10 protein-coding genes are annotated in these 13,482 nt (G+C 58.2%); all 10 read left to right on the forward strand.

Annotated features, from left to right (window positions below):
- Nucleotides 1-18 precede the first annotated feature (18 nt).
- Nucleotides 19-2,409 carry an outer membrane protein assembly factor BamA gene (gene bamA / locus ACSQ87_RS06800; protein WP_150654827.1) on the forward strand — a complete coding sequence of 797 codons (2,391 nt, stop codon included), beginning with the start codon at nucleotides 19-21 and terminating at the stop codon, nucleotides 2,407-2,409.
- Nucleotides 2,410-2,454: 45 nt separating this feature from the next.
- Nucleotides 2,455-2,958: an OmpH family outer membrane protein gene (locus ACSQ87_RS06805; protein WP_008028980.1), complete on the forward strand. Its 504-nt coding sequence runs from the start codon at nucleotides 2,455-2,457 to the stop codon at nucleotides 2,956-2,958.
- 2 nt (nucleotides 2,959-2,960) lie between these two features.
- Nucleotides 2,961-4,016, forward strand: coding sequence for a UDP-3-O-(3-hydroxymyristoyl)glucosamine N-acyltransferase (lpxD, locus tag ACSQ87_RS06810; RefSeq protein WP_223433361.1), 1,056 nt, complete (start codon nucleotides 2,961-2,963; stop codon nucleotides 4,014-4,016).
- Between the two features lie 107 nt (nucleotides 4,017-4,123).
- The gene (gene fabZ, locus ACSQ87_RS06815; protein ID WP_007907157.1) at nucleotides 4,124-4,564 is read left to right on the forward strand and encodes a 3-hydroxyacyl-ACP dehydratase FabZ; all 441 of its coding nucleotides are present in this window, start codon (nucleotides 4,124-4,126) and stop codon (nucleotides 4,562-4,564) included.
- The gene (gene lpxA, locus ACSQ87_RS06820; protein ID WP_223433362.1) at nucleotides 4,561-5,337 is read left to right on the forward strand and encodes an acyl-ACP--UDP-N-acetylglucosamine O-acyltransferase; all 777 of its coding nucleotides are present in this window, start codon (nucleotides 4,561-4,563) and stop codon (nucleotides 5,335-5,337) included. The genes fabZ and lpxA overlap by 4 nt, the downstream gene beginning before the upstream one ends.
- A gap of 2 nt (nucleotides 5,338-5,339) precedes the next feature.
- Nucleotides 5,340-6,470 carry a lipid-A-disaccharide synthase gene (gene lpxB / locus ACSQ87_RS06825; protein ID WP_223433363.1) on the forward strand — a complete coding sequence of 377 codons (1,131 nt, stop codon included), beginning with the start codon at nucleotides 5,340-5,342 and terminating at the stop codon, nucleotides 6,468-6,470.
- An 11-nt stretch (nucleotides 6,471-6,481) separates the two neighbouring features.
- Entirely contained in the window at nucleotides 6,482-7,108 is a 627-nt protein-coding gene (rnhB, locus tag ACSQ87_RS06830) for a ribonuclease HII (RefSeq protein ID WP_046046295.1), read from the forward strand.
- 83 nt (nucleotides 7,109-7,191) lie between these two features.
- Nucleotides 7,192-10,713, forward strand: coding sequence for a DNA polymerase III subunit alpha (gene dnaE, locus ACSQ87_RS06835; RefSeq protein WP_123365860.1), 3,522 nt, complete (start codon nucleotides 7,192-7,194; stop codon nucleotides 10,711-10,713).
- A gap of 152 nt (nucleotides 10,714-10,865) precedes the next feature.
- Nucleotides 10,866-11,813, forward strand: a complete 948-nt coding sequence (locus tag ACSQ87_RS06840; RefSeq protein WP_008154040.1) for an acetyl-CoA carboxylase carboxyltransferase subunit alpha — start codon at nucleotides 10,866-10,868, stop codon at nucleotides 11,811-11,813.
- A 131-nt stretch (nucleotides 11,814-11,944) separates the two neighbouring features.
- Nucleotides 11,945-13,273, forward strand: coding sequence for a tRNA lysidine(34) synthetase TilS (gene tilS, locus ACSQ87_RS06845; RefSeq protein ID WP_436273570.1), 1,329 nt, complete (start codon nucleotides 11,945-11,947; stop codon nucleotides 13,271-13,273).
- Nucleotides 13,274-13,482: the final 209 nt, after the last annotated feature.

The raw sequence follows: 13,482 nt of genomic DNA on the forward strand, positions 1-13,482 counted from the left end.
GGAATAAGAAAGGACTTCATGAAACGTCTGCTGCTAACTGCGGTTCTCACCGTATTGATGATCGCCGAAGTTCACGCCGAGTCCTTCACTATCTCTGATATTCGCGTCAATGGCCTCCAGCGGGTCTCCGCGGGTAGCGTCTTTGGTGCTTTGCCGTTGAACGTCGGTGAACAGGCGGATGATCGTCGCCTGGTGGAATCCACTCGTGCGTTGTTCAAAACCGGTTTCTTTCAAGATATCCAGCTGGGCCGCGATGGCAACGTCCTGGTCATCACTGTAGTCGAGCGCCCGTCGGTCGCCAGTATCGAGATCGAGGGTAACAAGGCGATCTCCACTGAAGACCTGATGAAAGGCCTGAAACAATCCGGTCTGGCTGAAGGCGAGATCTTCCAGCGTGCCACCCTCGAAGGTGTGCGTAACGAGCTGCAGCGCCAATACGTCGCTCAGGGTCGCTACTCGGCTACCGTCGACACTGAAGTGGTGCCGCAGCCGCGTAACCGCGTTGCGTTGAAGGTCAATATCAACGAAGGCACCGTTGCTGCTATCCAGCACATCAACGTGGTGGGTAACACCGTCTTTCCTGAAGAAGACCTGATCGACCTGTTTGAACTCAAGACCACCAACTGGCTGTCGTTCTTCAAGAACGATGACAAGTACGCTCGTGAAAAACTGTCCGGTGACCTGGAGCGTCTGCGCTCTTACTACCTGGACCGTGGCTATATCAACATGGATATCGCTTCGACCCAGGTGTCCATCACCCCGGACAAGAAGCACGTCTATATCACCGTCAACGTCAATGAAGGCGAGAAGTACACCGTCCGTGACGTCAAGCTGAGCGGCGACCTGAAAGTCCCTGAAGACCAGGTCAAGTCCCTGCTGCTGGTCCAGAAAGGCCAGGTGTTCTCGCGCAAGCTGATGACCACCACGTCCGAACTGATCACCCGTCGTCTGGGTAACGAGGGTTACACCTTCGCCAACGTCAATGGCGTGCCTCAGCCTCATGATGAAGACCACACCGTCGACATCACGTTCGCCGTCGATCCGGGCAAGCGTGCTTACGTGAACCGCATCAACTTCCGTGGCAACACCAAGTCCGAAGATGAAGTGCTGCGCCGTGAAATGCGTCAAATGGAAGGCGGCTGGGCTTCGACTTACCTGATCGACCAATCCAAGACTCGTCTTGAGCGTCTGGGCTTCTTCAAGGAAGTCAACGTCGAAACGCCGGCCGTGCCGGGTGTCGACGACCAGGTGGACGTGAACTACAGCGTTGAAGAGCAGGCTTCCGGTTCGATTACCGCCAGCGTCGGTTTCGCCCAGAGCGCCGGTCTGATCCTCGGTGGTTCGATCACCCAGAACAACTTCCTGGGTACAGGTAACAAGGTCAGCATCGGCTTGACGCGCAGTGAATACCAGAGCCGCTATAACTTCGGTTACGTCGACCCGTACTGGACTGCTGATGGCGTTAGCCTGGGTTACAACGCGTTCTATCGCACCACTGACTACAAAGACCTCGACGTCGACGTAGCCAGCTATGCCGTAGACAGCCTGGGTGCAGGCGTGAGCGTCGGTTACCCGATCAGCGAGACTTCGCGTCTGACCTTCGGCTTGACTGCACAACAAGACAAGATCAAGACCGGTCAATACACCGTTGACGAGATCTTCGACTTCGTTAACAGGGAAGGCGACAGCTACCTGAACTTCAAGGCCTCGGCCGGCTGGTCCGAATCCACACTGAACAAAGGCGTATTGGCGACCCGTGGTCATTCCCAAAGCCTGACACTGGAAACCACCACGCCTGGCAGCGACCTGTCGTTCTTCAAACTTGATTACCGTGGTCAGTTGTTCCAGCCATTGTCTGAAAACTACACCATGCGCCTGCACACCGAACTGGGCTATGGCGATGGTTATGGTTCTACCGATGGCTTGCCGTTCTATGAAAACTACTATGCTGGTGGTTTCAACTCGGTTCGTGGCTTCAAGGACAGTACCCTCGGTCCTCGCAGTACCCCAAGTCGCGGTGCGGCTGTGACGGGTAACACCGGCACGCTGGCCGACCCGGACCAGGATCCGCTGCCGTTCGGTGGTAACGTTTTGATCCAGGGTGGTGTCGAGGTGCTGTTCCCACTGCCATTCGTCAAGGATCAGCGTTCCCTGCGCACTTCGGTATTCTGGGACGTAGGTAACGTATTCGACTCCACGTGCGATAAAACGACGAACGCAAATGTCGGTTCAACCGCTCAAACAGAATGTAACGACATCAGCCTGAGCAACTTGGCCAGCTCCGTCGGTGTAGGCGTGACCTGGGTTACCGCATTGGGTCCTCTGAGCTTCGCGTTGGCCATGCCGGTCAAGAAACCGAATGACGCTGAGACTCAAGTGTTCCAATTCTCCCTCGGCCAGACGTTCTAAGCGTCTGACCCAAGATAACGACAATGGATTTTGTAGGAGTGCATCGTGCGTAAGTTGACTCAATTGGTTCTCCTGGCGACCGTACTGGTAGCAGGCCCGGCTTTTGCCGACATGAAAATCGCCGTTCTGAACTATCAGATGGCGCTGCTGGAATCCGATGCGGCCAAGAAGTACGCCGTGGATGCCGAGAAGAAGTTCGGCCCACAGCTGACCAAGCTCAAGACTCTGGAAAGCAGTGCCAAAGGTATCCAGGACCGTCTGATGGCCGGCGGCGACAAGATGCAGCAAGGCGAGCGTGAACGTCTGGAACTCGAGTTCAAGCAGAAGGCCCGTGACTTCCAGTTCCAGTCCAAGGAATTGAACGAAGCCAAAGCCGTTGCCGACCGTGAAATGCTGAAGCAGCTCAAGCCGAAACTGGACAGCGCTGTGGAAGAAGTCATCAAGAAAGGTGCTTTTGACCTGGTCTTCGAGCGTGGCGCAGTGATTGATGTCAAACCTCAGTACGACATCACTCGCCAGGTTATCGAGCGCATGAATCAGCTGAAGTAACCATGACAGCGACTATAAAGCTCGGCCAATTGGCCGAGTTCCTCGGCGCCACACTGCGTGGCGACCCGGAGAAAGAAATTACTGGGCTAGCCACTTTGCAAGAGGCTGGCCCAGCTCAGTTGAGCTTTCTCGCAAACCCCCAATACCGTAAATACCTGGCGGACAGCCGGGCCGCAGCCCTGTTGCTGAAGGCCGCTGACGCTGAAGGTTTTGCAGGTAATGCGCTGGTGGTGCCTGATCCTTATCTGGCCTACGCGCGGATTTCCCATCTGTTCGATCCCAAGCCAAAGGCGGCTGCCGGTATTCATCCGACAGCGGTTGTGGCAGCGGATGCAGTGGTCGATCCGGCGGCGAGCATTGGCGCCTTTGCGGTGATCGAAAGCTGCGCGCGTATTGCTGCGGGTGTGACCGTTGGCGCGCACTGCTTCATCGGTGCCCGCTGCGAGATTGGCGAGGGCGGCTGGCTGGCTCCGCGAGTCACGCTGTACCACGATGTTCGCATCGGTAAACGGGTGGTGATTCAATCGGGTGCCGTGCTCGGTGGCGAAGGTTTCGGTTTTGCCAACGAGAAAGGTGTCTGGCAGAAGATCGCTCAGATCGGTGGTGTGCTGGTCGGTGACGACGTGGAGATTGGCGTGAATACCGCTATTGATCGCGGTGCACTGGCCGATACCGTTCTGGGTAACGGTGTGAAGCTCGACAACCAGATTCAGATCGCCCACAACGTCCAGGTCGGTGATCACACCGCCATGGCCGCGTGTGTGGGAATCTCCGGCAGCACCAAAATCGGCAAGCATTGCATGCTCGCCGGTGGCGTAGGGCTGGTGGGGCATATTGAAATTTGCGACAACGTTTTCATCACCGGGATGACCATGGTGACCCACTCGATTACCGAAAAGGGTTCCTATTCTTCCGGTACAGCCATGCAACCGGCAGCCGAATGGCGCAAAAGTGCGGCCCGCATCCGTCAGCTCGATGACATCGCGCGGCGTCTGCGACAGCTGGAAAAGCGTGTAGGGGAAGTGACCCCTGACGGTAATGCTTCATCAGATGGCTGATACCATTTCCATATCAAGTGTGCACAGCCGCTAGACTGCCTCCTTGATTTGCTAGAGGGGTGCGCGTCAGTCGCGCCTCCCAATCTTTACATAGGCTTCCCCCCGAAATGATGGACATCAACGAGATTCGCGAATACCTGCCTCACCGTTACCCGTTCCTGCTGGTGGACCGGGTCGTGGATCTGGATGTGGAAGGCAAGCGCATTCGCGCCTACAAGAATGTCAGCATCAACGAACCCTTCTTCAATGGTCACTTCCCTGCGCATCCAATCATGCCGGGCGTATTGATCATTGAAGCGATGGCTCAGGCTGCCGGGATCCTTGGTTTCAAAATGCTCGACGTGAAACCGGCCGACGGCACCCTTTATTACTTTGTTGGCTCCGACAAGCTGCGCTTCCGCCAGCCGGTGTTGCCAGGCGATCAACTGATCCTGGAAGCCAAGTTCCTGAGCTGCAAGCGTCAGATCTGGAAGTTCGAGTGCCAGGCTTCGGTCGATGGCAAGCCAGTCTGCTCTGCTGAAATCATCTGCGCGGAACGCAAACTATGAGTTTGATTGACCCTCGCGCAATCATCGATCCGACGGCTATCCTGGCCGACGGCGTCGAGGTCGGCCCTTGGTCGATCATCGGTGCAGGTGTGGAAATCGGCGAGGGGACAGTGATCGGGCCGCATGTGATTCTCAAAGGCCCGACCCGAATCGGAAAGCACAATCGCATCTACCAGTTTTCTTCGGTAGGCGAGGACACGCCCGATCTGAAATACAAGGGTGAAGAAACCCGGCTGGTCATCGGTGACCACAACGTCATCCGTGAAGGCGTGACGATTCACCGTGGGACTGTTCAGGACCGTTCTGAAACAACCCTGGGCGATCACAATCTGATCATGGCCTATGCCCACATCGGTCACGACAGCGTCATCGGCAACCACTGCATCCTGGTCAACAACACCGCGTTGGCGGGCCATGTGCACGTTGAAGACTGGGCGATCCTGTCCGGTTTTACCCTGGTTCACCAGTATTGCCACATTGGCGCCCACAGCTTTTCCGGTATGGGCACCGCCATCGGCAAGGACGTCCCGGCGTACGTTACGGTGTTCGGCAACCCGGCCGAAGCTCGCAGCATGAACTTCGAAGGCATGCGTCGTCGCGGTTTCAGCGAAGATGCGATCCACGCCCTGCGTCGTGCCTACAAGGTGGTTTACCGCCAGGGGCTGACGGTCGAGCAGGCACTCGCCGAACTGGCCGAGCCGTCGGATCATTTCCCGGAAGTCGCGGTGTTTCGTGATTCCATCCAGTCTTCGACCCGCGGCATCACTCGTTAATCATGGCTAATCTGCGTATTGCGCTGGTAGCGGGTGAGGCTTCCGGCGACATTCTTGGCGCGGGTCTCATGCGCGCACTCAAGGCTCAGCACCCGGCAGTCGAGTTCATCGGTGTCGGCGGTCCGCTGATGCAGGCCGAAGGCCTGACCTCGTATTTCCCGATGGAGCGTCTTTCGGTCATGGGCCTGGTGGAAGTGCTGGGCCGCTTGCGCGAGTTGCTGGCCCGCCGCAAGAAGCTGGTTGCCGACCTGATCGCCGAAAAACCGGACGTGTTCATCGGTATCGATGCTCCGGACTTCAACCTCAATATCGAGCTCAAGCTGCGTCAGGCCGGGATCAAGACCGTGCATTACGTTAGCCCGTCGGTTTGGGCGTGGCGGCAGAAACGGGTGCTGAAGATTCGCGAAGGCTGCGATCTGATGCTGACGCTGTTCCCGTTCGAAGCGAAATTCTATGAAGAGAAGGGCGTGCCGGTGCGGTTTGTCGGGCATTCCCTGGCTGACGCCATCCCGCTGGAGGCCGATCGTGCCGCCGCGCGGGCTGAACTCGGCTTGCCAGAAGGGCCATTGGTCGCACTGATGCCCGGCAGTCGCGGTGGCGAAGTTGGCCGTCTCGGCGCGTTGTTCCTTGATACGGCCCAGCGTCTGCGAGCCCTGCGCCCTGGTGTACGGTTCGTCATGCCTTGCGCCGGCCCCGAGCGCCGCAAGCAACTTGAAGAGCTGCTGGCGGGCCGAGATCTGCCGCTGACATTGCTCGATGGCAAATCCCATCTGGCCCTGGCGGCCTGCGACGCGGTACTGATCGCCTCCGGAACCGCGACGCTTGAAGCGTTGTTGTACAAACGGCCGATGGTGGTCGCGTACCGCTTGGCACCGCTGACGTTCTGGATTCTCAAGCGCATGGTGAAAAGTCCCTACATCTCCTTGCCGAACCTGCTGGCCCAGCGCCTGTTGGTGCCCGAGTTGCTGCAGGACGATGCGACGGTTGAAGCCTTGGCCCAGACGCTGTCGCCACTGATCGAAGGCGGTGAAGAACAGACCCGCGGCTTCGATGAAATTCACCGTACCTTACGTCTGGACGCCTCCAATCAGGCGGCGGACGCGGTACTGAACCTGATCGGCCAAGTACAATGAGTAAAACAAGCATGCAAATGGGGCTGGATTTCACCTTGGTCGCTGAAGTCGAAGAGTTGGTAGCCGGTGTTGACGAAGTCGGTCGCGGCCCGCTTTGTGGTGCAGTGGTAACGGCTGCCGTGATCCTTGATCCGAGCCGTCCGATCCTGGGCCTGAACGACTCGAAGAAGCTCACCGAAGCCCGCCGCGAAAAACTCTACGACGAGATCTGCGAAAAGGCCCTGAGCTGGTGCATCGCCCGGGCTGAAGTCGAAGAAATCGACGAGCTGAACATTCTCCACGCCACCATGTTGGCCATGCAGCGCGCCGTCGAAGGTCTGCACATCACGCCGAAACTGGCGATGATCGATGGCAATCGTTGCCCGAAGCTGTCGATGCGTGCCGAAGCGGTGGTGCAAGGCGACGGCAAGGTGCCAGCCATCGCCGCGGCATCGATTCTGGCCAAGGTCAGCCGCGACCGTGAAATGGCGGCATTCGAACTGATTTATCCGGGTTACGGCATCGGTGGCCACAAAGGCTACCCGACTCCCGTTCACCTGGAGGCGCTGGCCCGCTTGGGGCCAACGCCGATTCACCGTCGCTCGTTCGCCCCGGTACGCCTGGCTTACGAGGCGCGGGAAAACCTGATCGAGAACTAGTCGGCAGGCTGATGTTTTTGCCAAGGCCCGGTACAATCCGGGCCTTGTTGTCTTCACGTTTCTAGTTTCTAGACAGGATCACTATGCCGGCTTCATTCGTTCATCTACGCCTGCACACTGAGTATTCCCTGGTCGACGGTCTGGTGCGGATCAAACCGCTGGTCAAGACCCTGGTCGGCATGAACATGCCTGCCGTAGCGGTCACCGACCAGAACAACATGTGTTCCCTGGTCAAATTCTACAAAGCCGCCATGGGCGCCGGGATCAAGCCGATCTGTGGCGCCGACCTGTGGCTGTCGAACAAGGATCCGGATAACGCACTGAGCCGGATCAGCCTGTTGGCGATGAACGCCGTGGGTTATCGCAACCTCACCGAACTGATCTCCCGCGGCTTCATCGACGGCCAGCGCAATGGCTCGGTCATCATCGAGCGTGAGTGGGTGGCCGAAGCCAGCGAAGGCTTGATCATGCTGTCGGCGGCGAAAGAAGGCGAGATCGGTCTGGCGATGCTCAGTGGCAACCCGGCCGAAGCGGAAAACCTGGCGCGCGAATGGATGGCCGTGTTCCCGGATCGTTTCTATCTGGAGATCCAGCGCACCAACCGCCCCAACGACGAAGAACAGTTGCACGGCGCCGTGGCCCTGGCTGAAAAAATCGGAGCGCCGCTGGTCGCGACCAACGACGTGCGCTTCATCAAACAGGAAGACTTCGCCGCTCACGAAACCCGCGTTTGCATCGGTGAGGGCCGCGCCCTCGACGATCCGCGGCGTTCGAAGAATTACAGCGATCAGCAATACCTCAAAAGCGCCGAGGAAATGGCCGAGCTGTTCAGCGACATTCCCGAAGCGCTGGAAAACACCGTCGAGATTGCCAAGCGCTGCAACATCGAAGTGAAGCTGGGCACTCACTTTCTGCCCAACTTCCCGATCCCCGATGGCATGACCATCGACGAGTATTTTCGCAAGGTTTCCTTCGATGGTCTGGAAGATCGCCTCAGCGTTCTGCTGCCCAAGGACACCACCGAAGACTACGAAACCAAGCGTCAGGTCTACGTCGACCGGCTGAATTTCGAGCTGGATATCATCATCCAGATGGGCTTCCCCGGTTACTTCCTGATCGTTATGGACTTTATCCAGTGGGCCAAGAGCAACGGCGTGCCGGTAGGTCCAGGCCGTGGATCGGGTGCCGGATCGCTGGTGGCCTATGTGCAGAAAATCACCGACCTCGATCCGCTGGAATATGACCTGCTGTTCGAACGTTTCCTTAACCCGGAACGGGTATCCATGCCCGACTTCGACGTCGACTTCTGCATGGACGGTCGCGACCGCGTGATCGACTACGTGGCCGAGAAATACGGCCGCAACGCGGTAAGCCAGATCATCACTTTCGGTTCCATGGCGGCCAAGGCTGTGGTCCGCGACGTGGCGCGAGTGCAGGGCAAGTCCTACGGTTTGGCGGATCGTCTGTCGAAGATGATTCCGTTTGAAGTCGGCATGACCCTGGAAAAGGCCTACGAACAGGAAGAAATCCTCCGTGACTTCATCAAGGTCGATGAAGAAGCCGCTGAAATCTGGGAAATGGCCCGCAAGCTTGAAGGCGTTGTGCGTAACGTCGGCAAGCACGCCGGTGGTGTGGTTATTGCCCCGACCAAACTGACCGACTTCTCGCCGATTTATTGCGATGAGGCCGGTGATGGTCTGGTCACCCAGTTCGACAAGGATGACGTTGAAGCCGCTGGCCTGGTGAAGTTCGACTTCCTCGGTCTGCGGACCCTGACGGTCATCGACTGGGCGCTGAAAACCATCAACCGCGATCGCGCCAAGGTCGATGAGCCGCCGCTGGACATCGCGTTCATCCCGCTGGATGACAAGCCGACTTACCAGTTGCTGCAAAAAGCCGAAACCACCGCGGTGTTCCAGCTTGAGTCGCGCGGCATGAAAGAGCTGATCAAAAAGCTCAAGCCCGACTGCCTGGAAGATTTGATCGCACTGGTGGCCCTGTTCCGTCCGGGTCCATTGCAATCGGGCATGGTGGACGACTTTATCAACCGTAAGCACGGTCGCGCCGAACTCGCGTACCCGCACTCGGACTACCAGTACGAAGGCCTCAAGCCGGTTCTGGCACCGACTTACGGCATCATCCTGTATCAGGAACAGGTGATGCAGATTGCCCAGGTCATGGCCGGTTACACCCTCGGCGGCGCGGACATGCTGCGTCGAGCCATGGGTAAGAAAAAACCCGAAGAAATGGCCAAGCAGCGCGGCGGTTTCATTGACGGTTGCAAGACCAACAATATCGACGCCGACCTGGCCGGTAACATTTTCGACCTGGTAGAGAAATTTGCCGGTTACGGCTTCAACAAATCCCACTCCGCCGCTTATGGCCTGGTGTCTTACCAGACCGCCTGGCTGAAAACGCACTACCCGGCGCCGTTCATGGCCGCAGTACTGTCGGCGGATATGCACAACACCGACAAGGTCGTGACCTTGATCGAAGAAATTCGCACCATGAAGCTGCGTCTCGACGCGCCGGATGTGAATACTTCGGAGTTCAAGTTCACGGTGAATGACGAAGGCCGGATTATTTACGGCCTCGGCGCGATCAAAGGTGTGGGCGAAGGTCCGGTGGAAGCCATCACCGAGGCGCGTCAGGAAGGTCCGTTCAAGGATCTGTTCGATTTCTGCGCCCGTGTCGATCTCAAACGTATCAACAAGCGCACCCTGGATGGATTGATCCGCAGCGGTGCGCTGGATCGTCTGGGCCCTTACTTCCATGACGAGCAGAAAGCCTATCAGGCCAATATCGACCGCAACCGGGCGGTCCTGCTGAACGCCATGGAAGGTGCGATCAAGGCGGCCGAACAAACCGCGCGCACCCACGACAGCGGTCATGTCGACCTGTTTGGCGGTCTGTTCGTAGAAGAAGACGCCGATGTCTACGCCAATCACCGTAAAGCCAAGGAGCTGACCCTCAAGGAACGCCTGAAAGGGGAGAAAGACACCCTGGGCCTGTACCTGACCGGTCACCCGATCGACGAATACGAAGGCGAGATCCGCCGTTTTGCCCGTCAGCGCATCATCGACCTGAAACCGGCCCGCGATACCCAGACCGTCGCGGGCATGATCATCGCCCTGCGAGTCATGAAGAACAAAAAGGGCGACAAGATGGGTTTCATCACCCTCGACGACCGCTCTGGACGGATCGAGGCCTCGCTGTTCGCCGAAGCATTCCATTCGGCGCAGTCGCTGTTGCAGACTGACGCGATGGTGGTGGTTGAAGGCGAAGTCAGCAACGACGACTTCTCCGGTGGCCTGCGGCTGCGGGTCAAACGGGTGATGAGCATGGAAGATGCGCGCACCAATCTGGCCGAAAGCCTGCGTTTGAAGCTGCAGACCCAGGATTTGAAAGGCGATCAGCTACGCTGGCTCGGAGAGTTGTTCAAGCGTCACCGTGGCGCGTGCCCGATCACCATGGAATACACCAGTCCCGATGCGAAGGCCTTGCTGCAGTTTGGCGAGACCTGGCGGATCGACCCGGCGGATGCCTTGATTCAAGCCCTGCGTGACCAGTTCGGGCGAGACAACGTCTTCCTCCAATACCGTTGACGGTCAGGTGCCATTTCTCTCTATATAAATGCGTGCCTGACTCGACCTGAATTTTTAATCTCGACCTGAACGCGCCTCTCCCTTAAGGTAGGGCGCGAATAGACAACCGGCCGGCCCAAGCTCTCTTGGAGGTCGACCCAAGACGGACGCCTATGAACCCGAATTTTCTAGATTTCGAACAGCCGATCGCCGACCTGCAAGCCAAGATCGAAGAGTTGCGCTTGGTCGGTAATGACAATTCGCTGAATATCGGCGATGAGATCTCCCGCCTGCAGGACAAAAGCAGCACGCTGACCGAAGACATCTTCGGCAAGCTGACCAGCTGGCAGATCGCGCGTCTGGCGCGTCACCCGAAACGTCCATATACCCTGGACTACATCGAACACATCTTCACCGAGTTCGACGAACTGCACGGCGACCGTCACTTCTCCGACGACGCTGCGATCGTCGGCGGCATTGCCCGTCTGGACGACCAGCCGGTGATGATCATCGGTCACCAGAAAGGCCGTGAAGTGCGCGAGAAAGTTCGCCGCAACTTCGGCATGCCTCGTCCGGAAGGCTACCGCAAGGCGTGCCGCCTGATGGAAATGGCCGAACGTTTCAAAATGCCGATCCTGACCTTTATCGACACGCCGGGCGCTTACCCTGGCATCGACGCTGAAGAGCGCAACCAGAGCGAAGCGATTGCCTGGAACCTGCGCGTCATGGCTCGCCTGAAAACCCCAATCATCGCCACCGTGATCGGTGAAGGTGGTTCCGGTGGTGCGCTGGCGATCGGCGTTTGCGATCAACTGAACATGCTGCAGTACTCGACTTACGCGGTGATTTCGCCGGAAGGTTGCGCTTCGATTCTGTGGAAGACCGCCGAGAAAGCGCCGGACGCTGCCGAAGCCATGGGCATCACTGCCGAGCGCCTGAAAGGCCTGGGTATTGTGGATAAAGTGATCAGCGAACCTTTGGGCGGCGCGCACCGCAATCCGGCCGCTGCAGCTGCATCGATCCGTGCCGAGCTGAGCTCGCAGCTGGCGATGTTGAAGAAGTTCGATAACGAAGCGCTGTTGGCTCGCCGTTACGAGCGTCTGATGAGCTACGGTCTCTGATCTGACCTCGGCTTCAATGTGGGAGCGGGCTTGCTCGCGAAAGCGGTATAACAGTCAACTGATGTGTTGAATGTTGAGCCGCCTTCGCGAGCAAGCCCGCTCCCACATTTGTTTTGTGCGAAGTGATCGATATGAGTCAGACCATGATTGATCTACCTGTCAGGCTTCTACGCAACCTTGCTCCATGGCGCAACGCCGCAACCTGGCGCATCGCTTTCTCCGGTGGTCTCGACTCCACCGTTCTGCTGCACCTTCTCGTACACCTCGCAAAAACCGAATCCCTGCCGGCGCTAAGCGCCATCCATGTTCATCACGGCCTTCAGGCTGTGGCTGATGCGTGGCCGGATCATTGTCAGTCGGTCTGTGATGCGCTGGGTGTGCCGCTGCAGGTTGTTCGCGTGCAGGTTCAGCCCGGCGCCAGCCTTGAGCGTGCAGCCCGGGAGGCGCGATATGCCGCGTTCATCGAGGCGACTCAGGCCAATGAAGTGTTGATGACCGCCCAGCACCGTGACGATCAGGCGGAAACGTTGTTGTTTCGGCTGTTGCGTGGGGCAGGGGTGAGGGGGTTGTCGGGGATGCCCCGCCAGCGCCCGCTCGGTAAAGGGCAGCTGCTTCGGCCATTGCTCGATGTCACGCGGGCTGAACTTGAAGCTTATGCGGCGGAGCATCGGCTGAGCTGGATCGAAGACCCATCGAACCAGGATCGGCAATTCTCGCGAAATTTCCTGCGCCATCAGGTGTTCCCGGTATTGACCAAGCGCTGGCCGCAAGCGGTAACGACCATGGCTCGCAGCGCTGCGCACCTGAGCGAAGCGCAGGGGTTGCTCGATGAGCTTGCGCAAATCGACCTGGCTGGCGCCAGCACTGCCAATAATTTTGATTGGCTGGGATTGCCGTCCCTGGAACTGGGGGCATTGGAAATGCTGTCCGCTGCTCGTCAGCGTAATGCGTTAAGTCATTGGCTCGAACCGCTGACGCGACTGCCGGACAGTGACCATTGGTCGGGTTGGGAGAATTTACGTGATGCCAGCGGCGATGCCTGCCCAATCTGGCGGCTGGCGGATGGCGAACTGCATCGGGCGGGTGGGCATATCTGGTGGTTGTCCGGTAGTTGGTTGCGCCCGCCGCCCACCGTCGGAAACTGGCCAGACCCCTCGCAATCGCTGGTGTTGCCGGACAACGGCGTGCTCACACTCACCGGCCAAATTCCCGATGGCCAGCTGCATATCCGCTATCGTGAGGGAGGTGAGGTGATGAATCTACCCGGTCGCGGCCATCGCGATTTGAAGCGATTGCTCAACGAAAGCGGCTTGCCGGGTTTCGTCCGTGGCAGATTGCCGCTGCTCTACCGAGGCGAGCAATTACTGGCCGTGGCCAACCTGCGGGGCTTGGACGGCAGCGCAAAGGACCGTTGGAATTTGCATTGGCAGCCGCCGCACGAAGATCAAGGTTTGAGCTGAAAGGGGCTTTCCGGTAGACTACGCTCCCTTCTTGATACAACTTCTGTGGATTCGCCTGAATTGCAGGAGTTGCCGATTACCAAGCAGTCTTTGCTGGGCGATTCCAAAAAATGTGTAGCGAGCAACGTACCGGTGTTTCATCTTCCGGTCTGTCCCAACGCGGCGGTTTTTTTGAAAGGTGCACTGTGATTAATGCAGGTGATCGGGGG

The organism is Pseudomonas sp. LjRoot277, assembly GCF_964253845.1.
Lineage (GTDB): Bacteria > Pseudomonadota > Gammaproteobacteria > Pseudomonadales > Pseudomonadaceae > Aquipseudomonas.